This is a genomic window from Buttiauxella sp. WJP83 (genome assembly GCF_027594725.1).
Lineage (GTDB): Bacteria > Pseudomonadota > Gammaproteobacteria > Enterobacterales > Enterobacteriaceae > Buttiauxella > Buttiauxella selenatireducens.
Genome location: NZ_CP110080.1, coordinates 2,561,193 through 2,587,872 on the forward strand (window position 1 = coordinate 2,561,193; position 26,680 = coordinate 2,587,872).

Below are 26,680 nucleotides of genomic sequence, written 5' to 3' on the forward strand. Positions count from 1 at the left end.
TACACAATTTTTTAACAAAAACTGAGACTAGTACGACTTTTTGCTCCCCTGGTTACTTCATCTCAGATAATTGGTTTAATAGCCGGAACTTTGTCTACATTACTACAGGGCTTGATAATGCAAAAACTCATCAACTCAGTGCAAAACTATGCATGGGGAAGTAAAACTGCGTTAACGGAACTTTATGGCGTGCAAAATCCTGAGAACCTGCCGATGGCAGAACTATGGATGGGCGCACATCCGAAAAGCAGCTCAAAAATTCTTGAAAATGGTCAGCCACGTTCATTGCGTGATGTTATTGATGCTAACAAGCCCACCCTGTTAGGTAAGAACGTGGCAGAGCGTTTTGGTGAGCTGCCGTTTCTCTTCAAAGTGTTGTGTGCCGATCAACCTCTTTCCATTCAGGTTCACCCTAACAAGAAAGCTTCTGAGATAGGTTTTGCCAAAGAGAACGCCGCAGGCATTCCCTTAGATGCGGCCGAACGTAACTACAAAGATCCTAACCACAAACCTGAACTCGTGTTCGCATTAACACCGTTCCTCGCCATGAATGCATTCCGCGAATTTGCCGATATTGTTTCGCTGCTGCAGCCGGTTTCAGGCGCACATCCAGCGATTGCGCACTTCTTGCAAGAGCCTGATGCTGAGCGTTTGTCACAGCTTTTCGCCAGTTTGCTGAACATGAAAGGTGATGAAAAGTCGCTTGCATTAGGCGTACTAAAAGCTGCGCTCAACAACCAACAGGGCGAGCCGTGGGAAACCATTCGAGTTATTTCTGAATTCTACCCGGATGACAGCGGCTTGTTCTCACCCCTGCTGTTAAACGTGGTAAAACTTCAGACAGGTGAAGCGATGTTCCTGTTCGCCGAAACGCCGCACGCCTACCTGAAAGGTGTCGCGCTGGAGGTAATGGCGAATTCCGATAACGTGCTGCGCGCCGGTCTGACGCCAAAATACATCGACATTCCTGAGCTGGTCGCAAACGTGAAGTTTGAACCTAAACCGGCTGATCAGTTGCTAACTCAACCGGTGAAACGGGCAAACGAGCTAGACTTCCCTATTCCGGTTGATGATTTCGCATTCTCTTTGCACGATCTCAGCGCTAAACAGACCCCGCTTGCCCAAACCAGCGCGGCTATCGTGTTTTGTACCGAAGGTGAAGCGGTATTGAGTAAAGACCAACAGCAACTGGTGCTCAAACCGGGTGAATCTGCATTTATCTCCGCAGAAGAATCGCCGGTTTCTCTCAGCGGTGTTGGCCGTGTAGCGCGCGTCTATTCCAAAATCTGAGTTGTAAGCAACTTACTGATTTTTTATGGATAGATTGCTAAGCTTCACAGGACTGTTTTCTTAGATGCCTGCTGGCATTTCAATCGTCTGCCGGAGGACTACCGGCAGACGCACTTAATATGGACGACGACAGAATGAAAAAATCACTGGTTGCTGTAGGTGTCATTGTAGCGCTGGGCGTAGTGTGGACGGGCACCGCCTGGTACACCGGTAAACAGCTTGAAGGCCGCATGGCTGAGATGGTGGGTAATGCTAACGCCGTATTGAAAAAAGCCTCGCCAGAAGCAGGTTTAACGCTTAGCTACCAGGACTATCATCGTGGTCTGTTCCATAGCTCAATGCAGCTGGTTATCAAACCCACTGCGGGAATGACCAGTGCGATTCTCAAGCCTGATCAAAGCATCGTTTTCAATGAAATCATCGATCATGGTCCGTTCCCCTTCGCACAGCTGAAAAAATTCAATCTGCTGCCGTCCATGGCATCCGTTCATACCACACTTGTGAACAATCCGACGACTAAACCTTTGTTTGATATTACTAAAGGTCTGTCGTTTATCGATGCACAAACGCGTATCGGCTATAACGGTGATACCTCTTCAGATATCGATTTGCTGCCACTCGACTATGTTAAAGGCGAAGAGAAAGTCGCCTTCAGCGGTGGCCAGTTCAAAGCGGATGTCGATGGAAAGGGTGACAAAATTTCCATTCGCGGTGAAGCACAAAGCGGCTTGGTGAATACCAGCAATGAGTATGGCCAGCACGTGCAGATGACCTTTAACGGCATCAAAACCGAAGGCGATAGCAGTCGAAGCGAATTTATCGAGCGTATTGGTAGCCAAAAAGCGTCTATCGAAAAACTCGCTATTTCCGTTGAAGGCAAAGAAATGGCCGTTGTTGAAGGCTTAAGTATCAATGCCAAATCCGAGTTGCAGGAAGATAAAAAACATCTTTCCGGCCAAATTGATTACACCCTGAACTCACTAAAAGTGCAGAACCAGGATATTGGCAGCGGCAAATTAACGTTAAAAATCGGTAACCTCGATGGCGCAGCGGTTCAGGAATTCAGCAATAAGTACAATGCTGAGTCCCAAAAACTGTTGGCAGACCCCGCAACCGCGCAGAATCCAGAAGCTTATCAGCAGCAAATTGTCGAACTGTTTGCCGCTAACCTGCCTCTTCTGTTGAAAGGGGATCCGGTGATCACCGTGGCACCATTAAGCTGGAAGAATGCAAAAGGTGAAAGTAGCTTTAATCTTTCGCTGTTCCTGAAAGACCCTGCCCTGACGACGACCGAGCCAACCACGCCGGAAGAGCAACTTAACCGTGTTGTGAAATCGCTGGATAGCAAGCTGGTTATCCCAGTGGATATGGCAACTGCGTTTATGACGCAGGTAGCCCAGCTTGAAGGCTACCAGCCAGCCGAAGCCGCTAAACTTGCTGAACAGCAAATCAAAGGCCTGGCCGCGATGGGGCAAATGTTCCGAGTGACCACAATGGAAGACAACAAAGTGGTTTCCAGCCTGCAATACGCAAATGGCCAGGTGACGCTGAACGGGCAGAAAATGCCGTTAAGTGATCTACTGGGTATGTTCGGTATGCCAGGCATGGACGATCAAACTGCGCCAGCGCCTGAACTGGAAGCGCCAGCGGCTCCAGTTGCGCCAGCAGTACCGCAGCAGTAATCCTGAATTGTCTCGGTATAAGCCTCCTTCGGGAGGCTTTTTTTTAAATTAATGTACCTTCATGCGTAAACACAAATTTCTGGAGAGGGATAGTGATGTTGACCGGCCTTAATCATTTGACTCTCGCAGTGAGCGACGTGGCCCGCAGTTTCGATTTTTATGTACATCAGCTTGGTTTCACTCCACGCGCTAAATGGGCAAAAGGCGCTTACTTATCTCTGGGCGACCTTTGGCTGTGTTTATCGCTTGATACGGTAGATGACAAACGTGATTACACTCATTACGCCTTTACCATTTCAGAGCCGTACATCGTTAGCTTCAGGGAAAAACTGCGTGCTGCAAGGATCGTAGAGTGGAAGGACAACACGAGTGAAGGTGCATCACTTTACTTTCTTGATCCTGATGGCCACCGATTAGAAGTGCATAGCGGTGGCCTTGAAACCAGACTTCAGGCCTGCAAAGAAAAACCCTATGAAGGAATGATCTTTTACTGATATTCGAGCAGATAACCAACTACCGCCCCCTCTCCTGTCGCGCCTCAAGCACGACAAACGGCATGCCCCCAAGACACTGCATCATGCGAGAAAACATCACCATGAGTCCCGCAGACACTATAAATACCACGCCGGCTCGCTTTATGGGTCGGTTTTAATGCAGCTGCAGTTCAGCATTCCTATCACGCGGCTACTGGGTTTATTTTTGTACACAAACCTCAGACGATACATGCATTTGCATGTATGGATACTGACGAGCCACACGGACAGTCTGCGAGTCACGAGGTACGCTTGCCCTACTCTGTGCAGCAATGTACAAATCAAAATCACCGCCATCGCACCCTCGACTCGCTCATCAAATTCAATGAGGGATACGTAAAGTTGACGCCCTGGCGTTAACAGTTGCGGCTATATCAGTTAAAGGTTTATCAATTCATCTGATTGAGACGGCTTGCTATACACTTCCACGGCATTGCTGCCCCCTTTCTTGGCACGGTACATCGCCTCATCACCCAAGAGCAGTAAGTCGCGCGCATTATTCGCATGGTCGGGGTACATCACCACACCGATACTCGATGAAATATCCAACGCCACACCCGTATCCATGATGAAAGGTTTCTCGAGCCAGCTTCGGATTTTCTCAGCAACCAGAACCGCTTCCTCTGTATGGCTAATTGCGGGAAGAAGAACCACAAATTCGTCGCCACCGATGCGTGAGGCAATATCAGAAATGCGTAGAACAGACTGGATTCGGCATGCAACCTGCTTCAGTAACCAGTCGCCAGCCTCGTGCCCATGTTGATCATTGACCGCTTTGAACTTATCCAAATCGATAAATAGCAGTGACAATTTACGTTTTTCCCGCTGGCACAGCGCCAGCATTTGACCAAGCTGTTCTAACATCATTCTGCGATTGGGTAATCCGGTCAGCGGATCGACAAATGCCATGTTACGTATGGTTTCTTCTGCCGCTTTTCGCTCGGTAATATCCATCATGATGCCCACGATGCCCGCCACTTCACTTTGATTATCGCGGAATACGGCCTTATGGAATACGCCGTCTCGAAGTGTTCCATCGTGATGAACAATTTTTGCTTCATAGACGGAGGATGAATTGCTCTCGAGCAGAGCGATGTCTGCCTCGACGTAGGTTTGCGATACCTCTCGCGGCCAGAGTTCTAAAGCGGTCTTACCAAGAACTTCCTCAGGTGATTTTCCATTGTGCTCTTCGAATGCTCTGTTACACATCAGATAGCGTCCCTTCAGGTCTTTGGCGAAAACCGGGCTGGGTATTGCATTGATGAGTGTTTGCGCAAACAGTAACTGGTTGGCAAGTTCTTCCCGAGCCTGAGCCAGAGCCTTTTCCGCCGCCTTACGCTGAGTGATTCTCCGGGAGCTGCCCACAATGTGAATCGGCCTGGATTCGCTGTCCAGCATTATGGTCGCCACCACCTCAATGGGGAAACTGTATCCCTCCTTGTGCAGGACCTCGGTCTCAAAATGGATGAATCGCCCCTTCATATCACCGTCGTTCACACGCTGAAAATGTTTCGCCAGTACTTCATTACACTGGTCACATGAATCCCTGGGCATTAAAGCTTCGCCAGTGAGGCTGGAAAATTCTTGCTGATTCCAGCCGCGCAATCGTTCCACCGAAGGGCTGACATAACTGTATTTTAACGAGGGGTACTGCATCACCCAGACCATATCGTTACTGTTTTCCGCAATCAGTCGATACTGAGTCAGACTTTCGTGTAACGCATCAGCGAGGCGCGAACGCTCGATGACCATCTGCGCGAGCCTCGCATAATCCGCCAGCAGAACAAGATCATGGGTTTCGGGTTTCGCAATCTCCCGTTTATACAATGTAAAGACTCCCAGGATCTTACCCTCATTGTTTTTGATAGGCTGAGCCCAGGACGCGCGCAGCCCCAGTTCAAGCGCCATTTGACGCTTTGCGACCCAACAGGAATGGGTAGCCACATCCTCCGCAATCACGGTTTCACCATGAAGAACGGCGGCTACTGCAGACCCGTATCCTTCCATGATCGGGAGTCGCTTTGTTGCGCTTAACCATGCGTCAGACAAATTGGGTGCGGCACAGCCAACCAGCTCCCGGCCATCATCAGAAACGAGCAATACCGCCCCGAGCATACCTGGGCGATAGTCATCAATAATCCGCACCATCGTATCTAATACTTCTGACAGCGGGGCATTCTGGCTCAGTTTCTCCAGTACCTGATTGTTCAGCCATAAAATATGGTTGCGCGCAGCCAGTTCACGGGTTCGTTCCTGGGCCATTTCCTCAAGCATGCGGTTTCGTTCTTGTATATCGGTATGCGGCGTACAGCTTGATGAATTCAATGAGGGGATGAGTGGGTGGCGGTCGTGCTGCATCTGCGGCCTGTCATAATGAGTATTATTTAGGCCGGCACAATAGCGCTTTCAGGAGGAGTGAGATTTGATCTTATCCAACTTCAGTTATTATTTAATCGCGTTATCATTCACATTGGTTATTATTCCTGCGGTGCCTGAACCTGAATAGTTAACTTTTCCGCACCACCAGTCTCGCGGGCATTATCTGACTACGAACTTCTTCGTTGTCGTTTTGTACGCGTTTCAGTATACGTTGCCCGGCACTGCGGCCAATTTCACGTGCAGGCGTCGACACCCAGGTTAACGGTAAATCATCCAGTTCATCGTCCATCACCTCGGCGAATGCGGCCAATGCGACGTGTTGGTCGTAATAACTGTCGATGCTTCCTTCACCGCTTTGCCGTCCGGCGCGCAGTAAACCAAACCACGCGCCCATCGCTACGGTGCTGTTGTGACAAAGTACGGCGGTGATGGTCGGGTTATGTTGTAACAGCGTAGTTATTGCATCGGCCGCCTTCTTCTGGCTGGGTTCGCATTCGATTATCCATTCACTGTGAAAAGGCAAACCGTATTTCAGCAAGGTTGCGCAGTAGCCGCCGACACGCTCGGCACGGGTTAATGAAGAACCATCACCGCCCAGCCAGGCAATACGCTGATGGCCGCGCTTGATCAGGTGTTCTGTCACTAATTGCGAGGCTTGCATATTGTCCGGCCTGATAATATCGGCATCGTCGAGGTAACTGGCTCGTGAGACAAAGACAAGTGGCAGATTTTTTTGTTCCGCAACAGTACGCATATCCGCGCCCTGTCCTGCCGCACCAGCCACAATCACGCCGTCCACGCCCTGTGAAACCAGCGTCTCAAAGCAGCGCTGCATATGCTGCCCCTGAGCGCCGCTTTGTGTCAGAAAGAGCAATTTCCCCTGTTTTTCCAGCTCATCAGTCAGGCCCGCAGTCAGTTCCGCATAGAAAGGATTGCACAGATCGCGCACGATCAAGCCAATAACGCCACTTTGGCCGCCACGCAAGGAGACGGCTTGTCGGTTACGCACGAACCCCAGCTTTTCTATCGCTTCGTTCACACGCAATCCGGTCGCTGGTGAGATGCGCCCTTTACCACTGAGTACCAGAGAAACCGTGGTAACAGATACCCCAGCAGCCTCGGCAACTTCATTAATGGTTATTTTCTTTTCCTGAATCGTCATTAGTAAGACGAAACCTCCATGAATCTTAATGCAGTGATAAAACGTTTTATCTTAATGCGTATATTAGGCCCTGTACCGAGATTTGGATCTGTGAGCTTACGCGCAATAAAGCTTGGTAAAACGTTTTATCATCCGCTTCGTTTTGTTCCCCTACCCATTTATCAACCAAGGTCAAGGAGTCGTTATGGCGGCTAATACACCACAAAAAATTACGCTTTGGGAGTTTTTTCAAAACCTTGGCAAAACCTTTATGTTACCCGTGGCGCTGTTGTCGTTCTGCGGCATTATGCTGGGTATCGGCAGTTCGCTGAGCAGCCATGATGTGGTGACGCTGTTACCGGCATTAGGGAATCCCGTTTTACAGCTCATATTCGTCTGGATGAGCAAAGTGGGATCGTTTGCATTTAGCTTCCTGCCAATCATGTTCTGTATCGCCATTCCTTTAGGGTTGGCTCGCGAGAACAAAGGTGTGGCTGCGTTTGCTGGTTTTGTGGGTTACGCCGTCATGAACCTGGCGGTAAACTTCTGGTTGACCGCAAAAGGCATTCTCCCGACGACCGACGCCGCTATTCTGAAGGCAAACAACATCCAGAACATCCTCGGTATTCAGTCCATTGATACCGGTATTTTGGGTGCAGTGATTGTTGGGGTGATTGTTTTCCTGCTTCACGAACGTTTCCACAATGTCCGCCTGCCTGATGCGCTGGCGTTCTTTGGTGGTACGCGTTTTGTGCCTATCATCACTACCCTGGTGATGGGTCTGGTGGGTCTGGTGATCCCGTTGATTTGGCCGGTATTTGCTGCAGGCATCAACGCACTGGGCAATATGATCAACAGCGCTGGCGTGTTTGGTCCGATGATTTTTGGGACTGGCGAGCGTTTATTACTGCCGTTCGGTTTGCACCACATTCTGGTGGCTCTGATTCGCTTTACTGAAGCTGGCGGTACGCTGGATGTTTGCGGGCATAGCGTGAGCGGTGCGTTAACTATCTTCCAGGCTCAGTTGAGCTGCCCGACTTCTCACGGTTTTGCGGAAAGTGCAACTCGCTTCCTGTCCCAGGGTAAAATGCCAGCGTTCCTTGGCGGCTTACCGGGTGCTGCATTAGCCATGTACCACTGCGCTCGCCCTGAAAATCGTCACAAAATTAAAGGCCTGCTGATTTCCGGCGTTATTGCTTGCGTCATCGGCGGTACCACTGAACCTCTGGAATTCCTGTTCCTGTTCGTGGCTCCGGTTCTGTATCTCATCCATGCCCTGCTGACCGGCCTTGGCTTTACTGTAATGGCAGTGTTGGGTGTGACTATCGGTAATACTGACGGTAACATCATCGATTTCGTGGTATTTGGTATTCTGCACGGCCTGGCGACCAAGTGGTATCTGGTGCCAGTTGTGGCGGCGATTTGGTTCACTGTTTACTACGTGATCTTCCGTTTCGCGATTACCCGTTTCAATATCAAAACCCCAGGTCGTGATGTCGAAAGCGCGATAGAAAAAGCGGTTGTGGGCCAGGTGGGAAAATCCGGTTACAACGTGCCAGCCATCCTTGCCGCGCTAGGTGGTAAAGACAATATTGTCTCACTGGATAACTGCATCACTCGTCTGCGTTTATCGGTGAAAGATATGTCGTTGGTGGACAGTGCCGCACTGAAAAACCTGCGTGCCATTGGCGTGGTGCAGCTTAACCAACATAATCTGCAAGTGGTGATTGGGCCTCAGGTCCAGTCGGTGAAAGATGAAATGTCGCATCTGATGCAAACGGCTCAGGCGTAAATCATTCAAATAAAAATGGGCGCTCCTGTGCCCATTTGTTGTGAGGTGATATGTTCGATTTTTCCACACCCGTTGACCGACATGGAACCTGGTGTACCCAGTGGGATTATGTCGCAGACCGTTTCGGCGCCGCCGATCTCCTGCCCTTTACCATTTCTGATATGGATTTCCCGACCGCTCCGGTCATTCTGGATGCTTTGCAAAAACGCTTATCTCACGGCGTTTTAGGTTATAGCCGCTGGAAGAATGACGAGTTTCTTGGCGCGATTGCGCATTGGTATCAGACACGTTTTAACAGCGTAATTGATAAAGAGTCGGTGGTTTACGGCCCGTCCGTTATCTATATGGTTTCACAGCTGATTCGCCAATGGTCAGTCCCAGGTGATGCGGTACTTATTCACACTCCAGCTTATGACGCGTTTTACAAAGCGATTGAAGGCAATCAGCGTCAGGTCTTTGGCGCGCCGTTGCATAAAACGGACAGCGGCTGGATATCCGATATGGCGGCACTGGAAGCGCAACTGGCTAAACCTGAATGCAAAATCATGCTGTTGTGCAGCCCGCAAAACCCGACCGGGAAAGTCTGGACGCGTGATGAGCTGGAAACCATGGCAATGCTGTGCGAACGACACGGCGTCAGAGTTATCAGTGATGAAATTCATATGGATATGATCTGGGAAGGCCACGTTCATACGCCATGGTCCGAAGTCGGTAAAGGCCAATGGGCACTGTTCACCTCAGGCTCCAAGAGTTTCAATATCCCGGCATTAACCGGTGCATACGGCCTGATTAACGACGCCAATGAACGCCAACAGTATCTGAATGTGCTCAAAGGCCAGGATGGGCTGTCATCGCCAGCAATCCTTGCTGTGGTTGCCCATATTGCCGCGTATCAGGAAGGCGCTGCATGGCTGGACGAACTGCGCACTTACCTGCAAGGCAATCTTCATTATGTGGCTGACTCGTTGAATCGTGAATTCCCACAACTCAACTGGCAGCCGCCACAATCTACGTACCTGGCATGGATTGATTTACGCCCGTTGGGCATTGATGACAACGAACTGCAAAAAGCGCTAATCGAGCAGCAAAAAGTCGCCATCATGCCGGGATATACGTACGGTGAGGAAGGAAAAGGTTTTGTGCGCCTGAATGCCGGTTGTCCACGCGTTAAACTTGAAGAAGGCATGAAGCGATTAATAGGGGCAATAAAGTCGCTACAGTAAGTATTCAGGGGAGGAAACTCCCCTTTTTAATACATTATTGTTAAGTCGCCCCCATCACATAAGCAGCTTAAAGTATGACGGATAGTTAAATAGATTTGCCAAATTGGGCTGTTATATTTATCGCTTTGTACCATGCTATTTATACCCGCCTGTTTGCGGAGGAATGTTCACATACAACAAGCAATTAATTCTTCTCTTTAGAGAACATTATGCACAAATCAGTGATTCCGCTCATCACCGCGGTGATGTTTTTCTTTACAGGACTGTTTATTTTAAACATGCAGCTGTGGTTTTCTGCAGGTTACGCAATCTCTGCCGGAGCCGTGAGGGCCGCTAAAAGCATTGACGGGATCCTTGAAGAAGCCAGAACTGCGACTCAAGAAGTCAGGGGCATTGCTGATAAAAAATGTACATCAGAGGCGCAATACCAGCTCGGGACTGAAGCGGCGTTAGAACCCCATCTCAGAACCATTCTGATTGTTAAGCATGACAAAATATGGTGTTCTTCTCTCCCCGGAAATCGCCTGTTGCTGGCGAACTTAGCCGAACTCCCTGACACGATGCTCGCGCTTGTTCAGGCAAGATACAGCCTTAATGGATTGCCTGTACTGCTTTACCAAACGCCTTTAAAGGACGCAAAAATAATTGTGACCATCAGTGACTCTCATATTCGGGATGCACTGAACACCTCACTTAAAAATACACATTTCCTGTTGGTCGTTCATGGTCGGGCGATTGGCCTTACCGGTGCTGTTAAAGATTATTCCATCAGCGACGAAAAATACGGTTTTGTGCAGTCAAACAATTATCCTTTCAGGATCGTCTATAACCATCCTGCTTTTTTCAGCCTGCAACGGTTGTTTGACCAGGGAGCCGGGGTACTGCTGTTTATTCTGCTTATCTCCTGCGCAGTGGCTTATGCCCTACGGAAATACTTCAACAAATACACCACACCCGAAGACACATTGCGTAGTGCTATCAATAATGGCGAGATTGTTCCTTTTTATCAGCCCATCGTAAATGGCAGAACCGGAACGCTTCGGGGGGTAGAAGTTCTGGCTCGATGGAAACACCCGACGGCGGGTTTTATTTCCCCGTCATCCTTCATACCGATTGCTGAAAAATCAGGTCTGATTATCCCGTTAACTCAGTCCCTGATGGCACAGGTGATCGTCAATATGAATGCTATTGCCAGCAAGTTACCGGAAGGTTTTCATCTCGGGATCAATTTTAGCGCAACGCATATTAATTCCCCCGCTTTCCTCGATGACTGCATGAAATACCGCGACAGTTTCCAGTTCAGGGATCTGACGCACGTGATTGAGGTGACTGAGCGGGAACCTTTAAATGTTGACGAGCAACTCATTACTAAACTCAATATCCTGCATGACAGTGGTTTTGCCATCGCACTGGATGATTTTGGTACGGGTTATTCGGGGCTTTCTTACCTCAATGATTTACAAATTGATTATATTAAAATCGACCAGAGTTTCGTGGGCAGAGTGAACGAAAATGCGGAGTCCACCATACTGCTAGATTGTGTTATTGACCTGGCGAGTAGGCTGTCATTAAGCATTGTGGCGGAGGGTGTTGAAACCCTGGCACAAGTGGAATATCTGAACCGGCATAACATTACCTTTCTTCAGGGATACTATTTTTACAAGCCTGTCAGTTTTACGGAGCTGGTAAAAATTCTACTGTCCAGGCCCAGAGAAAAGGTTGTCATTGAATGAACCAGCGCCTTTTATGGTGAAGGTTACAGCCTCTTACCATTCCTGGTATCTTCAATACATTCTTTGTCAGACATAACGTTAACGAACAACGTTAAACTCACTTATCCCAACCCAGTCAATCTGGATTTTTGAATGTTTGCGTTTAAACGATTTCATCTTCTGGCCATTGCCACCCTTTTCTCACTGCCAGTAACGGCATTTTCCGCCCCTGAAATACAGGTCGGCTTCTCACCTGAAGGTTCCGCGCGAGCATTGGTGTTAAGAACAATTAATCAGGCACACACCTCTATAGAGATGATTGGTTATTCTTTCCAGGCGCCTGATATCGCTCAGGCACTGGTCAACGCACACGCCCGAGGAGTGAAAGTGCGTGTTGTGGTGGATGAAAAACGTAATCAGGTTAAAGCCAGCAGGAATACTATGCAGTATGTCGCGTCCCACGGGGTTGAACTACGCATTGACGGGCATTATCACATACAGCACGACAAGACGATTATCGTTGACGATCGCACTGTCGAAACGGGCTCGTTTAACTTCGCGCCCTCCGCCGAGACTGAAAATTCAGAAAATGTCGTTGTGATAAACGGTATGCCAGACGTGACCCAACAGTATATTGCCCACTGGCAGTCACGATGGGACTTAGGCAAACCCTATGCTGTTCAGGCGTTAAATATCGGATAAAAAAAGACCAGCAATCGGAAAGCTGGTCAATCATATGCAGGCGCAGATTATCTTGCTACGAGCTGAACGCTCATTGAATTGTTATGTCGAGAGCATTATCAAATGCGCTTTGAGTATAGAGCAAGAAGAAAAACACGTGGCAAGGATGGGACTGAATTCGATGTGTATGCGGGTCTGCAGAACTGAATGAATTACCACTTTCTGCTTTTATTTTCAGGTAATTATCTTTGTTTCTAATAGCTTACAACACCGTGCTATAATGTACCGCACTTTAATCAATAAAAGAGTGCGACCATGATTGATACCTCCATCCCATTAACCGATTTGCACCGCCATCTTGATGGTAATATTCGTGCACAAACGATCCTCGATCTAGGCCGCCAGTTTAACTTGTCACTCCCGGCTGATTCTCTTGAAGCACTTCGTCCTCATGTACAGGTCGTGGAAACCGCGCCTGATTTGGTGAGTTTCCTGCAAAAACTCGACTGGGGCGTGAAAGTCCTGGCCTCTCTGGATGCCTGTCGCCGTGTAGCATGGGAAAATATTGAAGATGCCGCACGCAACGGCCTGCATTATGTGGAGTTGCGCTTCTCGCCAGGATATATGGCGATGACGCATAACTTGCCGGTCGCCGGTGTGGTAGAAGCAGTGATTGAAGGCGTTCGTCAAGGCTGCCGCGATTTTGGTGTTGAAGCACGTCTGATCGGCATTCTGAGCCGTACGTTTGGTGAGGCTGCATGCGAAGCTGAGTTGGATGCCCTTCTGACGCATCGCGACCACATTACCGCGCTTGACCTTGCAGGTGATGAACTGGGTTTCCCGGGCAGTTTATTCTTAAACCACTTTAACCGCGCACGCGATGCTGGCTGGCATATTACCGTCCACGCGGGCGAAGCCGCTGGCCCGGAAAGCATCTGGCAGGCGATTCGTGAACTGGGTGCAGTGCGTATCGGTCACGGTGTGAAAGCTGTTGAAGATCCGGCACTGATGGATTTCCTGGCTGAACACGGTATCGGTATCGAATCCTGTCTGACATCAAATATTCAAACCAGCACCGTGGCATCTTTGGATAAGCACCCGTTGATTACCTTCCTGAATAAAGGTGTGCTGGCGACCATTAATACCGATGATCCGGCAGTCCAGGGTATCGATATTATTCATGAATATACTGTTGCGGCCCCGCAAGCGGGTCTGAGCGCGGCACACATCCGTACCGCGCAAGAGAATGGTTTGAAAATTGCCTTCCTGAGTGAAGCGGAAAAGCAGGCGCTGATCGCTAAAGTTCGCGCCGCGTAAATATTCCCATTCATCGTCAAACGCTTGAGTCAGGAGACTGACTCAAGTGCTCTCTTTTCTTTCGCTGTTTTGCGTGCATAACGCTGCGCCAGCACCGCACAGACCATCAATTGCACCTGATGGAATATCATCAATGGCAAAACCATCATGCCCACGGCACTGGCCGGGAACAGCACGTTTGCCATCGGCACTCCGTTCGCGAGGCTTTTTTTCGAGCCACAGAACACAATGGTAATTTCGTCCGCCGTGTTGAAACCCATAAACCGCGCAACCCAGGTATTGATCACCAGAACTATCGCCAGCAACACAATTGAACAGCCCAAAATGGCTAACAATGCGGTGCCATTAACCTGCTGCCAAATGCCTTCCACTACCGCTTCGCTAAAGGCCACATACACCACCAGCAAAATAGATGACCTGTCGGTCATGCTAATCAGTTTTTTATGTTTATCGACCCAACGACCAATCAGTGGACGCGACAAATGCCCCACCACAAACGGCACCATCAATTGCAGGATGATTTTGCCAATGGCATGCAGTGTGTCAGTAGTGCCTTCCTGGGTATTCATTAATGCACCGACTAAAACCGGTGACAGGAAAATCCCCAAAATACTGGATGCCGAAGCGCTGCACACCGCCGCCGCAACGTTTCCGCCCGCGACCGACGTGAAGGCAATGGCCGACTGTACCGTCGCGGGCAACGCGCAAAGATACAGAAAACCCATGTACAACGGCTGATTAAGAATACCTGGCGAAAGAAAGCCCATCGCCAGCCCCAACAGTGGGAAAAGCGCGAAGGTACTGAGGAAAACCACAAGATGGAGTTTCCAGTGCCCCATGCCTGCCACAATCGCATCCCGGGAAAGTTTTGCCCCGTGCATGAAAAACAGCAGCGCAATCGCGGCCGTAGTCAGGTATTCAAATGCGGTTTTTACTGCACCTTCGCAGGGGAAAAGCGAAGCAATGACCACGACGGCGATCATAATCAGTAAAAAAGTATCGATTTTCAGGCGCTGCAACCACTTCATCCGACTTCCTTCTACAGGTGCCAATATTTTTGACGTTGAATCAAACCAGCCGAACTTGCGAACGTTCGGTCTCAATAGTAATTGATGTCATTCTTGATGATGTACGTTTCAACTTTGGACGGCTTAGCATTGAGATCGGTAATGTTCAGCACACATTCCAGTGGATTAAAATGGCCGTCGTAATCGCAGGTTTGTTTAACCTTCGCAATAGATTTGCCGTTCAGCATACTTTCAGAAGTGAAATCGAGTTTTTTCTTGAGGTCACTGCCTGTTTTCGCAGTGATAGTCAGGGTTTCATCATTCGATTGCGTCGTTTTGCCTAACGGGAAACCGTCCGCATCGTAGCGATAAACTATCGATGTCTCTTTACCGTGTGCTGCGACCACAAAGCCTTTATCGTCGGTTTCATAAGTGAGGACCGCCTGGGGTAACTCCGCCAGTTGGCATTTACCCTGCAGTTTCACGCGTCTTTCATGGGTAATGGCATCGATATAATAGTTAGCATTCAGCACAAGCGTAGCGCCGGTGTTACTTTCCAGATCATGAAATTCAAGTTCGTTAAAACACCCTTCTTCCGACACCAGACCCACGACGCGTTTTATCACCTCACCCTTCTGATTGATGAGCGTTTGGGTGAAATCTTTGACTGGCCCACGTAATGGATCAAAGTCGAATTCATTTGAAAAACTGGCCATTTCTGGCGTGTAGGAGAGCGTATTATTCTGATTATCACACCCGGCAACAGAGGCTACCAGCGCACTAAGGATAATGATTTTCTTCACGTAAATCTGGCTCCGACTTGAAATGTAACCAACATGATATACCCAAAATAATTCAAGTTGCTTAAAGACGGCAAACCCGTGACAAATCTGTCTGGAACAGATTTGAACAGCGCTTGCGCTGGCCCGTAGGGTGAGCCTCATGGATGAGGCTCATCAATCCCCAGGAGCTTACTTAAGTAAGTGACTGGGGTGAGCGGGTGTAGCCAACGCATAAGCAGCTTGAAGTATGAAGGGTATAAGCAAATACAACACTTTACACTACAGAGACTATGCTTATACAACGCCCCTAAGATAAGGAAGAGATGATGAAACGCTCAATTTGGCTGGGTGTATGTCTGTTAATCGCGACCACTCCGGTTCTCGCCGCGCAGACGTCATGCGATACAGTCAAGGCCGACATTCAGCAAAAGATTATTAAAAATGGTGTCCCGGAAACAGGGTTTACTTTGACGATAGTGCCAAATGATCAGGCCTCTCAACCTGATGCACAAGTTGTTGGCCACTGCGCTAATGATACTCAGAAAATTCTCTATACGCGTACCAGCAGTGGAAACTATCCCGCTAGCGGCGGAAATACTCAGGACGGTACACCGGCTGAACCGCAGTAATCATGCTATCGGGGCGTTTTCGCCCCGTCACACCAAACATAACCAACTGAATAATAAAAATATTAATCAATAGCAAATCACAAACAGACCCAGTGCGATTTAGATATTACTGGTGGTGATTTATTTTTAAACATAATAGTTCGTGTGGTTTAGTCCTGTTTTGCGGTATTTCCATTTTTTTTGTTAAACGCAAAACGTTAGGAAACTGCAAATGGCTTTAATTTCTTGCAAGGAATGCCAAACAGAAGTATCGAGGTCCGCAAAAGCATGTCCACATTGTGGTGTCAGCAAACCTGCTGCCACCAAAGAGAAAACGGTTAAAGGCTTTTTGGGTTTGGTGACTCTCATTTTGGGCGGGTTGATTTGTTTTGGCTCGGTAAATGCCCAGGCAAATATTCAACAAAATGAAAGCGTTAATGAACCCACAACGTCGAAAGAAATCGTAAGTTACACCGCCGTTCAATTGTCCAAAGCCTATGAAGAAAACGAAGTGGCTACCGATGAGGCATTGAAAGGCAAGCGGGTAATTGTCACAGGCCAGGTGGAGTCAATAGACAAAGATTACTCCGGCACGCTATTTATCCATCTCAGCACTTTAAATGAGGTTATGCCCGCCAGAATGGATATTGCGGAGAGGCAAAAGGCCGCGGCATCTTCGCTTCGTGACGGCGACAAAATTAGTATCACATGTGAAAAAATGTCGCGACTGGTTGGAGAACCTTATGGCAGTGATTGCGTCATTAACCCACCCGCTGATGCGCAACCTGTAACTGCAACGGCCACCACGGCCACTCAGTCTGCTGAAAATAAAACGTTTACCTGTGACGAGACAGACCCTGGTTGCCTCGTGGCAAAAGTCATCCTGAGCGCCTGGCCTGAATGCTTGAGAGGCATTGAAAAAGAAGCCGGAGAAAACTTTAAATGGGGCAACGGGGGTAACGTTTCTGGTTATGATCAAATAACCAATATAGGGACTGTTGATGGCAACAACATTAGCGTTACCGATGCAAACGGGGTCACTTCTCAGCTAAATTATACATGTAAAATAGATATATCCACCAAACGCGTACTCTCTGTAAACATCAATAAGTAGCGCAATAAACTGCCGTGGTAATAAGGGGCTTTCGCCCCGTTTTCCTCACACTAGCCTCCAGCAAGTTTCATACAACTCTCCGCCCTAACTTTGATGCGTGTTAACAACACCTACTCCTAAATAGGTAAAAATCATTTTCGGTCGATAATATTCGCTTGATAAGCAATATTTCGCTTTGCCGTCATGAATACAAAACAACCACAACAACAAAGACATCCTGAGATAACACGTCATGGAGTGAGTTATGTCGAACCAATCTTGCCCTAATGGAATAACCCGTCGAAACCTGATGAAGACCAGCGCCATTGGCGGGCTGGCCCTCGCGGTGGGGGGAATATCCCTGCCATTTGGCTTGCGAGCCGCAGCCGCGGCGGTGGGAGATGCTGTTTCCCCTAATGAAGATAAAGTCGTTTGGGGGGCCTGTTCAGTCAACTGCGGTAGCCGCTGCGCCCTGCGTTTACACGTGCGCGATAATGAAGTCACCTGGGTTGAAACGGATAACACCGGTAACGATGTCTATGGTGATCACCAGGTGCGCGCCTGCCTGCGTGGCCGTTCAATTCGCCGACGTATTAACCATCCTGAGCGCCTGAACTACCCAATGAAGCGCGTCGGTAAACGTGGTGAAGGGAAATTTGAGCGAATCTCATGGGATGAAGCGCTGGATACCATCACGAACAGCCTGAAAAACACAGTAGAAAAATACGGTAACGAAGCGGTTTACATTAACTACACTTCGGGGATTGTTGGCGGCAACATCACCCGTTCCTCACCCAGTGCATCGTTGATTACTCGCCTGATGAACAGCTACGGCGGCTTCCTCGGCCAATACGGTACCTACAGCACCGCGCAAATCGCCTGCGCCATGCCGTACACCTATGGCACCAACGATGGAAATAGCACCTCCGATATCGAGAACAGTAAGCTGGTCGTCTTGTTTGGTAATAATCCTGCCGAAACCCGCATGAGCGGAGGTGGCATCACCTATTACCTGGAACAGGCGCGTGAACGCTCCAATGCGCGAATGATTGTTATCGACCCGCGCTACACCGATACCGCAGCCGGACGCGAAGATGAGTGGCTCCCTATTCGTCCAGGCACAGATGCCGCATTAGTTGCCGGTATCGCCCACGTTTTGATTACCCAAAACCTCGTCGATCAACCCTTCCTCGATAAATACTGTGTCGGATACGATGAGAAAACGCTGCCGGAGGGCGCTCCTGCCAACGGTCACTATAAAGCCTGGATCCTCGGTCAGGGCGATGACGGCGTTGAAAAATCCCCGCATTGGGCATCAGCAATTACCGGTATTCCGGTTGATAAAATCATCAAACTTGCCTACGAAATTGGCAGCACCAAACCGGCGTATATCGCTCAGGGTTGGGGACCACAACGCCAGGCAAACGGCGAACTGACTGCCCGCGCCATCGCCATGTTGCCGATTTTGACCGGAAACGTAGGGATTAGCGGCGGAAACAGCGGTGCGCGTGAATCCACCTACACCATCACCATTGAGCGTATGCCGGTATTAACCAACCCGGTAAAAACACAAATTTCCTGCTTTAGTTGGACTGATGCGATTACACGCGGCCCGGAAATGACCGCCAAACGCGATGGAGTGAGAGGGAAAGATAAACTCGATGTGCCCATTAAGTTCATCTGGAACTACGCCGGTAACACCATTACCAATCAGCATTCTGACATCAACAAAACGCACGATACGCTGCAAGACGATAGCAAGTGCGAGATGATTGTGGTCATCGAGAACTTTATGACCTCGTCGGCAAAATACGCCGATATCCTGCTACCGGACCTAATGACCGTCGAACAAGAAGACATCATTCCTAACGACTATGCCGGCAATATGGGTTACCTGATTTTTATCCAACCCGCCACGGAACCGAAATTTGAGCGCAAGCCGATTTACTGGATCACCAGCGAAGTGGCTCGTCGTTTAGGGCCGGATATTCATCAGAAATTTACCGAAGGGCGCACTCAGGAGCAGTGGCTACAGTTTTTGTACGCGAAGATGCTGGAAAAAGATCCCCAATTACCGTCGTATGAAGAACTGCGCGCGATGGGGATTTATAAACGTAAAGACCCGAACGGTCATTTTGTCGCGTACAAAGCGTTCCGCACCGACCCGGACGCTAATCCATTAAAAACGCCTTCCGGTAAAATCGAAATCTACTCCAGCAAACTTGCAGACATCGCCGCCAGTTGGGAGTTAGAAAAAGACGAAACCATCAGCCCACTGCCGATTTACGCCTCCACCTTCGATGGCTGGGATGCACCAGAGCGCAGCTCGTACCCGCTTCAACTGTTCGGCTTCCATTACAAAGCCCGTACCCACTCAAGCTACGGCAACATAGATGTGTTGAAAGCTGCCTGCCGCCAGGAAGTGTGGATTAACCCGATTGATGCCCAGGCGCGTGGTATCGCCAACGGCGATATGGTGCGGGTGTTTAATGGTCGTGGCGAGTTGCGCATTCCGGCGAAAGTCACGCCGCGCATCATGCCTGGGGTTACAGCGATGGGCCAGGGTGCCTGGCACGAAGCCAACATGGCCGGTGACCGTATCGACCACGGCTCATGTATCAACACGTTGACTACTCAGCGCCCTTCCCCTTTGGCGAAAGGGAATCCGCAACATACTAATCTGGTCGAAATCCAAAAGGCATAGGGAATAGCTGATGACAACCCAATATGGTTTTTATATTGATTCCAGTCGTTGCACCGGCTGCAAAACTTGCGAGCTGGCCTGCAAGGACTACAAAAATTTATCCCCCGACGTCAGCTTCCGTCGCATTTATGAATATGCAGGTGGCGACTGGCAGGAAGACAACGGCGTCTGGCAACAAAATGTCTTTGCCTATTACTTATCCATTGCCTGCAACCATTGCGAAGATCCCGCCTGCACCAAAGTCTGCCCAAGTGGTGCGATGCACAAACGCGAAGACGGTTTTGTGGTGGTGAATGAGGACGTTTGTATTGGCTGCCGTTACTGCCATATGGCCTGCCCGTACGGTGCGCCGCAATACAATGCTGAAAAAGGCCACATGACCAAATGCGATGGCTGTTACTCGCGCATTGCTGAAGGCAAGAAGCCCATTTGTGTTGAATCCTGCCCGTTACGTGCGCTGGATATGGCACCGATTGACGAACTGCGTAAAAAATATGGTGTGCAAGCCGCTATTGCTCCGCTGCCGTCGGCGCACTTCACCAAGCCAAATATTGTGATTAAACCCAATGCCAACAGCCGCCCTTGTGGGGATAAAACCGGCTATCTGGCGAATCCAGAGGAGGTTTGAGATGGGAAGCGGATGGCATGAATGGCCGTTGGTGTTGTTTACTGTACTGGGCCAGTGCGTCGTTGGGGCGGTAATCGTGATGGGACTGGCATGGAATGCCGCCAGTAATAATAGCGAATTACAGCAACGGGTCGTTCGATCCATGTTCTTTATCTGGCTGATCATGGGCATTGCATTTATCGCCTCGGTGATGCATCTGGGTTCACCCCTGCGAGCGTTCAACTCGCTTAATCGCGTCGGGCAATCGGCATTGAGCAATGAAATTGCCAGTGGCTCGGTGTTCTTTGCGGTTGGCGGTTTATGGTGGTTGCTGGCAGTGCTGAAGAAAATGCCGGTCGCGATTGGCAAGGTATGGCTGGCTGCAACCATGGTGCTGGGGCTGGTGTTCGTCTGGGCAATGACCCGTGTCTACCAGATTGATACCGTGCCAACCTGGCACAACAGTTACACAACGTGGAGTTTCTTTTTGACGGTTCTTCTGGGCGGCCCGCTATTGGGAACTCTGCTGCTCCAGACGGTACGGTATTCATTCCACGGCAGTAAACTGGCGACGATTAGCGCTTTAGCTCTGTTTGCGGCAATGGCCATCATCGTATTGCAAGGTAGCGAGCTGGCGGATATTCAGAGCTCAGTACAGCACGCCAGCGCGTTAGTACCTGATTATGCCTCGTTGCAGGTGTGGCGTATTGCACTGATAGCGCTCGGATTGGGTTGCTGGATTTGCCCAATTGTACGGCGCACCTCGCCAAAAACAGCCGGGTTCTTGTTCGGATTAATATTGGTCATTGTCGGTGAATGTATTGGTCGTGGAATTTTTTACGGCCTGCATATGACCGTCGGCATGGCGGTAACAGGTTAATTGATACAAAATGCGCGGGGTAACTCGCGCAACAAGGAAGAGAATGATGTCTAACACTACACAAAGACTGGCGACTATCGCCCTGACAGGAAAAGTACTGGGCGCGCTATTTTATCAAGCCCCCACCAGTCAGGATGTCGCCGCACTTTACGCCACACTTGAAGACCCTGAATGGGCAAAACAATGGCCGGTTCAGCACGCTGAGTTGGATGCCATCGCGACACGCATGGCTGAGGGTTTTAACTATTCGCAAGAGTCATTAAGCGAAGCCTGGCAACGTCTGTTTATCGGCCCTTACGCATTACCGGCTTCGCCATGGGGTTCTGTTTATCTCGATAAAGAAAATGTGCTGTTTGGTGACTCGATGCTTGAGCTGCGCCAGTGGATGCGCGAAAACGACATCGCCAATGAGCAAGAAAGTAACGAACCTGATGATCATATCGGGATTTTGTTGATGCTGGCGGCATGGCTCGCAGAAGAAGGCATGATGCAAAAAGTAGATGAACTGCTCGCCTGGCATATCCTGCCGTGGAGCGGGCGTTTTCTGGAGCTGTTTATTGCCAATGCCGAACATCCGTTTTATCAGGCACTGGGCGAATTAACCCGCATTACGCTTGCCGACTGGAGCAAGGAGTTGTTGATTCCCGTCGCGCAAAAAGAGATTTATTTCTGATAACCGGCTTCAATCCCGCTCGTCACTGGGCGGGAATGTTAATAGCTGCGATGGTTAAAAGTGACATTGTCACATAAAATCGCCATCATCCCGTCAGCATTTCGTTGTGGTTAATGGCCTTCATGACGCACAATATCCCTCTTTTCCCGCTACGCTAATTGGCATGCATCGCTTACACCACTTCCCGGACATGAAAGGCATGTTACGGCGGCTGATTTTCGCCGTCTGGATTGGCGTCGCCTCGGCGATAGTCGTCTGGCTGTTTCGCCAGTCGATGTACTTTCTGGAAGGTCTATTTTTGGGCGATCACAGCGGCAGCCTGGTTGCCGCCGCTGCGGCACTGCCATCATGGCGACGATTGCTCACCCCTGCATTAGGTGGGTTACTTGCCGGTACGCTTCTTTGGGCATGGCAACGCGCTACGCGCCAGCGCCCTTCTGCGCCCACCGACTACATGGAAGCCATTGAAACGGGTGACGGACGCTTAGATGTTGGAGCTAGCCTGGTTAAATCGGCAGCCTCGCTGATCGTGGTCGCCAGCGGCAGCGCCATTGGCCGTGAAGGGGCAATGGTGCTACTGGCAACCGTTTTTGCTTCTGTATTCGCCCAGCGTTGCTCACATAAAGACGAATGGAAGTTGTGGGTCGCCTGTGGCGCAGCCGCCGGGATGGCAAGCGCCTATCATGCGCCGCTGGCGGGTAGTTTGTTTATCGCAGAAATTCTGTTTGGCACCCTGATGCTTGCCTCCCTTGGCCCAGTGGTGATTGCCGCCGTCTGCGCCCTGCTGATGACCCACCTATTAAACGACGAGCAAACGCTGCTTTATACTGTCCGCGCACTCAGCGCCCCACAGCCGGTTCAATATCTACTCATGGCGTCGCTCGGTCTGCTTGCGGGTATTGCCGGGCCGCTGTTTCTTTGGTTGATGGCGCAAAGCAGTCAACTGTTCCAGCGTTTGCAGTTAACCCCTCCGTTACAACTTGCGTTAGGGGGATTGCTGGTTGGGCTGCTTTCGCTTATCACACCGCTGGTTTGGGGCAATGGTTACAGCGTAGTACAGTCATTTCTCTCGCAACCGCCTGCGCTGCTGTTCGTGGCTGGGATTCTGGTCTACAAATTGGCGGCGGTGCTGGCAAGCAGTGGCTCAGGTGCCCCAGGCGGCGTGTTTACCCCGACGTTATTTGTCGGCGCGGCATTGGGAATGCTAGTGGGGCAATGGTTCGGAATATGGGCGTGGAGCGGGGATAACGTTGCAATTTTGCTGGCGCTCACAGGAATGGCAACGCTGTTGGCTGCCACCACGCATGCACCGATAATGTCTACACTGATGGTTTGTGAAATGACGGGGGAGTTTACACTGCTCCCCGGTTTACTGGTGTCGTGCGTGATGGCTTCGGCACTTTCGCGCTGGTTACGCCCGCAGACGGTCTACGCTCAGCGCGCCACTAAGACGGGATAAATCGATGTAGTTTGCCAGGTCACGCTGTTCTGCGCGTGGCAAATAAGGCAACTCCCCCACCAGTGGCCCTGGCAGTTTTTTACTCAGTACATCAATGATTTCTGCGTAATGCGCAAGTCCTGGATTGATGCGGTTCGCCACCCAGCCAATCAACGGTAAACCGTCATTAGCAATGGCCTGAGCCGTCAGCAAGGCGTGATTAATACACCCTTCCTGAATACCCACAACCATCAATACCGGTAATTGCTCTTGCACCACCCACTCGGATAACGGACGTAAATCGTTCATTAAACTGCGCCACCCACCAGTGCCCTCAACCACAACGTGATCCACAAGGCCGGTTAAATTTTTCAACCCGTCAGACAGCAACGAATAGTTGATTTGGCAATTGTGGCTCACGCTGCTTTCTTCTTCGCTCAGCGCGATTGGGTTGATGGCTTCATAAGCCAGTGAAACGGTGGAAACACTTTGTAGAACTAACGCATCTTTGTTGCGCAGGCCCTCTGGCGTCTCTTTACACCCTTTGGCCACCGGCTTATAGCCGACAACACTTTTGCCACTGGCTGCAAGCGCCTGCAACAAGGCGCGAGAAACCACAGTCTTCCCGACTGCAGTATCGGTTCCTGTTATAAAGAAACGCGTAAGCATGACTAACTCCCAAGGCAATGCTTCAAATACCCGTCTTTCTCAGTGAGGTAAGACGGATATTAGTGATTAGAAATTGAATAATTCAGGAGTGAAAGTCTAAAAGAATAGTGATTCGACCAGTTTGAGATAGCGCAATTTTTAGTGGATCAGCCTACGACATTACCCTTGCAGCAGACGAATCAATAACGAACCGTTATACATTGCGTCTTTTACCAGCGCCGCACCGGCCATGGTTCCACGGTGATTATATTGCGTGCTTTCGACAATCATGTGCTCGCTATACGCCGGTAACGACTGCTGACGAATGCAATCCGTGATTGCCGGATGCAGAATTTCCGCGGCCCGGTTGAATGGCGAACCAATCAGGATTTTTTGTGGATGGAACAAATTGACCATAATCGCAAGTATTCGGCCGACGTTGGTGCCTACCCCGAGAATAATATCTTTCGCTAATAGGTCGCCGTTGAGCGCGGCATCACACAACGATTCGACGGTGAGTGGCTGTTCATGCAGCATGGACCCCATCGACTGGCTCATGCGCAACTGAGCTAACTCCAGCACGCTGTCGATGCTGGCTATCGTTTCAAGACAACCGTTATTGCCGCAATAGCAGCGTTTGCCGTAGGGGTCGACCTGAGTATGACCAATTTCGACCAGGCTGCTGCTCCCCGCGTGGAGCAGGCGTCCATCGGTAATAACACCGGCACCGACGTTATCATCAATCACCACCTGAATCACATCACGCGCACCCTTTGATGCACCAAACAGACCTTCGGCCATCGTCCACGCGCTGATATCGTGTTGAACATACACCGGCACACCCGTGTAATTTTCAAGGATCTCGCCCAGCGGCATATCACAGACGTCATAAAACGGCATCCGATGGACGATGCCGCGCTTGGTGTCGATAATCCCAGGCATCGTAATGGCAATCGCGGTGAGACGTTCGAGCTTTTGCTGGTGGCGGATAAAGAACTGGTCGATCTGCGCGATGATCCGCTCAATGAGCGGTTGTGCATCCGCAATACTGAGTGCAACGGTATCTTCAACAATCAGTTTGCTGCTTAAATCATGTAGACCAAGAGAAATTTCCCCACGGCTGATTCGCACGGACAAATAGTGCCATGCTTCAGTTTCCAGCATCAGCCCCACAGCAGGACGCCCGCGGCTGCCAGGATCCTGAATTTCAGTTTCCTGCACCAGATGGGCTTCAATCATTTCACGAACAATTTTCGTGATGCTGGCAGGAGCGAGTTGCGCCAGACGAGAAAGATCGATTCGCGACACCGGTCCATGGGTATCAATCAGACGATAAACAACGCCCGCATTGGTTTGCTTAATCTGATCGATATGGCCCGGTTGGCTATCAGCAACCACTTGCGACTCCCTTTATTTTCGCGCTTCGAAATAAACTTTGGGCTATGGTGAAACACTTCAACCAGAGGAGTCAAATATTTACGTAGGGTTGTGATTTACCGCACATATTAGGCCGCTTTAATCGTCTTTTAGAACCATTATTGACTGAGTCAGCAAGGCTGAGATTCTAAGTGCTGCGGCTGACAATTCGCGATGTTTTGGCCACACTAACCACATTTCTGACTGCGCCTCGGATTCTTCAATGGGCAACCAAACCACTTCCGATAAATGAACACGTTTAAATGATGCCGGAAGAATCGAGACTCCCAGCCCCGCAGACACCAGACCGATTATTGTCATCGCCTCACCCACTTCCTGGGTGATATAGGGTGTGATTCCATGGCGCTGTAACAGGCCGAGAATATCGTCATACAGCCCGGTTCCGACATGAGGGTCAAAAAAGACAAACGGTTCGTTTGCCAGCTGTTGTAGAGAAATCGCCGCGCATTGGGCAAGCTTGTTATCGCGGTGCACCATCGCCAGCAGGGGTTCCCGCAACACCACCTTCCAGTCCAGCGTGTCCGGAAGCCGAGTATTACGCATTAATCCCAGTTCAAGTTCACCATCATTAAGCGGCGCGATTTGCTCGCGGGTGTTAATTTCCCGCATCTGCAAATGCACATCGGGATAACTGCGGCGAAAAGTCGACAGACTGTCAGATACCGTTTTGATAAACGGCGCAGAAGAGGTGAAACCAATGCGTAATTCACCCGCCTCACCTTGATGCAACCTGGCAGCCCGCCCTGCAGCGATCTCAACCTGGCTTAAAATCTGCCGCGCATCCTGCAAAAACTGACGCCCCGCAGCGGTCAGGCTCACGCTTCGGTTGGTTCTCGCCAGTAGACGTGCACCAATTTGTTGTTCAAGGATTTGAATCTGCTGACTCAGCGGTGGCTGTGAAATACGCAGGCGTGCAGCCGCACGACCAAAATGGAGCTCTTCCGCAACCGCCACAAAGTAACGCAGATGCCGCAATTCAATATTCATATTTTAAACATATCAATTGAGATTATTAATATATTAGACAGAACATTAGCGATTTTCTACTCTGAA

General features: G+C 49.9%; 22 protein-coding genes. 15 read left to right on the top strand and 7 right to left on the bottom strand.

Going from position 1 to position 26,680, the window contains the following annotated elements; genetic code table 11:
- Nucleotides 1–117 precede the first annotated feature (117 nt).
- The 3 genes from manA (at nt 118) to fos (ending at nt 3,466) form a co-directional block, all read left to right on the top strand.
- Entirely contained in the window at nt 118–1,290 is a 1,173-nt protein-coding gene (gene manA, locus OH773_RS11850; RefSeq protein WP_270138887.1) for a mannose-6-phosphate isomerase, read from the top strand.
- A gap of 134 nt (nt 1,291–1,424) precedes the next feature.
- Nucleotides 1,425–2,972, top strand: coding sequence for a YdgA family protein (locus tag OH773_RS11855; protein ID WP_270138889.1), 1,548 nt, complete (start codon nt 1,425–1,427; stop codon nt 2,970–2,972).
- 95 nt (nt 2,973–3,067) lie between these two features.
- Nucleotides 3,068–3,466 carry a fosfomycin resistance glutathione transferase gene (gene fos / locus OH773_RS11860; RefSeq protein ID WP_270145830.1) on the top strand — a complete coding sequence of 133 codons (399 nt, stop codon included), beginning with the start codon at nt 3,068–3,070 and terminating at the stop codon, nt 3,464–3,466.
- A 417-nt stretch (nt 3,467–3,883) separates the two neighbouring features.
- Here the strand turns inward: fos and OH773_RS11865 are convergent, their stop codons facing one another.
- Both OH773_RS11865 and OH773_RS11870 read right to left on the bottom strand, forming a co-directional pair.
- The gene (locus OH773_RS11865; protein WP_333482165.1) at nt 3,884–5,863 is read right to left on the bottom strand and encodes a sensor domain-containing diguanylate cyclase; all 1,980 of its coding nucleotides are present in this window, start codon (nt 5,861–5,863) and stop codon (nt 3,884–3,886) included.
- 148 nt (nt 5,864–6,011) lie between these two features.
- Nucleotides 6,012–7,046: a Mal regulon transcriptional regulator MalI gene (locus tag OH773_RS11870; RefSeq protein ID WP_270138891.1), complete on the bottom strand. Its 1,035-nt coding sequence runs from the start codon at nt 7,044–7,046 to the stop codon at nt 6,012–6,014.
- Between the two features lie 184 nt (nt 7,047–7,230).
- On the opposite strand from OH773_RS11870, the gene malX reads away from it, so the two are divergent.
- The 5 genes from malX to add all read left to right on the top strand — a co-directional run bounded on the left by malX (nt 7,231) and on the right by add (nt 13,750).
- On the top strand, nt 7,231–8,817 hold the full coding sequence (gene malX / locus OH773_RS11875) for a maltose/glucose-specific PTS transporter subunit IIBC (protein WP_270138893.1): 1,587 nt from the start codon (nt 7,231–7,233) through the stop codon (nt 8,815–8,817).
- A 50-nt stretch (nt 8,818–8,867) separates the two neighbouring features.
- Nucleotides 8,868–10,040 (top strand): MalY/PatB family protein, encoded by a 1,173-nt coding sequence (locus OH773_RS11880; RefSeq protein WP_270138895.1) that lies wholly within the window; start codon nt 8,868–8,870, stop codon nt 10,038–10,040.
- A 209-nt stretch (nt 10,041–10,249) separates the two neighbouring features.
- Entirely contained in the window at nt 10,250–11,773 is a 1,524-nt protein-coding gene (locus tag OH773_RS11885; RefSeq protein ID WP_270138897.1) for an EAL domain-containing protein, read from the top strand.
- 132 nt (nt 11,774–11,905) lie between these two features.
- Nucleotides 11,906–12,454, top strand: a complete 549-nt coding sequence (locus OH773_RS11890) for a phospholipase D family nuclease (protein WP_270138899.1) — start codon at nt 11,906–11,908, stop codon at nt 12,452–12,454.
- A gap of 294 nt (nt 12,455–12,748) precedes the next feature.
- A complete protein-coding gene (gene add / locus OH773_RS11895) occupies nt 12,749–13,750 on the top strand; it encodes an adenosine deaminase (RefSeq protein ID WP_270138901.1) in 1,002 nt (333 codons plus the stop codon).
- A 29-nt stretch (nt 13,751–13,779) separates the two neighbouring features.
- Here add and OH773_RS11900 read toward each other — a convergent pair whose 3' ends face one another.
- Together OH773_RS11900 and OH773_RS11905 are read right to left on the bottom strand one after the other, a co-directional pair.
- Nucleotides 13,780–14,778, bottom strand: a complete 999-nt coding sequence (locus tag OH773_RS11900; protein WP_270138903.1) for a bile acid:sodium symporter family protein — start codon at nt 14,776–14,778, stop codon at nt 13,780–13,782.
- A 71-nt stretch (nt 14,779–14,849) separates the two neighbouring features.
- Nucleotides 14,850–15,560, bottom strand: coding sequence for a YnfC family lipoprotein (locus tag OH773_RS11905; protein ID WP_270138905.1), 711 nt, complete (start codon nt 15,558–15,560; stop codon nt 14,850–14,852).
- A gap of 305 nt (nt 15,561–15,865) precedes the next feature.
- Here OH773_RS11905 and OH773_RS11910 point away from each other — a divergent pair, with 305 nt between their 5' ends.
- From OH773_RS11910 to clcB, 7 genes are all read left to right on the top strand, one after another.
- Entirely contained in the window at nt 15,866–16,168 is a 303-nt protein-coding gene (locus tag OH773_RS11910; RefSeq protein ID WP_270138907.1) for a DUF1161 domain-containing protein, read from the top strand.
- Between the two features lie 211 nt (nt 16,169–16,379).
- A complete protein-coding gene (locus OH773_RS11915; RefSeq protein WP_270138909.1) occupies nt 16,380–17,261 on the top strand; it encodes an OB-fold protein in 882 nt (293 codons plus the stop codon).
- 244 nt (nt 17,262–17,505) lie between these two features.
- Nucleotides 17,506–19,944, top strand: coding sequence for a selenate/tellurate reductase subunit YnfE (ynfE, locus tag OH773_RS11920; RefSeq protein ID WP_270138910.1), 2,439 nt, complete (start codon nt 17,506–17,508; stop codon nt 19,942–19,944).
- Nucleotides 19,945–19,954: 10 nt separating this feature from the next.
- On the top strand, nt 19,955–20,572 hold the full coding sequence (locus OH773_RS11925; RefSeq protein ID WP_270138912.1) for a DMSO/selenate family reductase complex B subunit: 618 nt from the start codon (nt 19,955–19,957) through the stop codon (nt 20,570–20,572).
- A 1-nt stretch (nt 20,573) separates the two neighbouring features.
- Complete coding sequence (locus tag OH773_RS11930; protein ID WP_270138914.1) at nt 20,574–21,431, top strand: dimethyl sulfoxide reductase anchor subunit family protein; 858 nt, start codon at nt 20,574–20,576, stop codon at nt 21,429–21,431.
- A gap of 46 nt (nt 21,432–21,477) precedes the next feature.
- On the top strand, nt 21,478–22,104 hold the full coding sequence (gene dmsD / locus OH773_RS11935) for a Tat proofreading chaperone DmsD (protein WP_270145834.1): 627 nt from the start codon (nt 21,478–21,480) through the stop codon (nt 22,102–22,104).
- 163 nt (nt 22,105–22,267) lie between these two features.
- Nucleotides 22,268–23,563: a voltage-gated ClC-type chloride channel ClcB gene (gene clcB, locus OH773_RS11940; RefSeq protein ID WP_270145837.1), complete on the top strand. Its 1,296-nt coding sequence runs from the start codon at nt 22,268–22,270 to the stop codon at nt 23,561–23,563.
- Here the strand turns inward: clcB and bioD are convergent.
- The 3 genes from bioD to OH773_RS11955 form a co-directional block, all read right to left on the bottom strand.
- On the bottom strand, nt 23,516–24,211 hold the full coding sequence (bioD, locus tag OH773_RS11945) for a dethiobiotin synthase (RefSeq protein ID WP_270138916.1): 696 nt from the start codon (nt 24,209–24,211) through the stop codon (nt 23,516–23,518). The genes clcB and bioD overlap by 48 nt on opposite strands.
- A 159-nt stretch (nt 24,212–24,370) precedes the next feature.
- Nucleotides 24,371–25,588, bottom strand: coding sequence for a sugar metabolism global transcriptional regulator Mlc (gene mlc, locus OH773_RS11950; protein WP_270138918.1), 1,218 nt, complete (start codon nt 25,586–25,588; stop codon nt 24,371–24,373).
- A 117-nt stretch (nt 25,589–25,705) separates the two neighbouring features.
- Nucleotides 25,706–26,614: a LysR family transcriptional regulator gene (locus OH773_RS11955; protein WP_270138921.1), complete on the bottom strand. Its 909-nt coding sequence runs from the start codon at nt 26,612–26,614 to the stop codon at nt 25,706–25,708.
- Between the last annotated feature and the right edge of the window lie 66 nt (nt 26,615–26,680).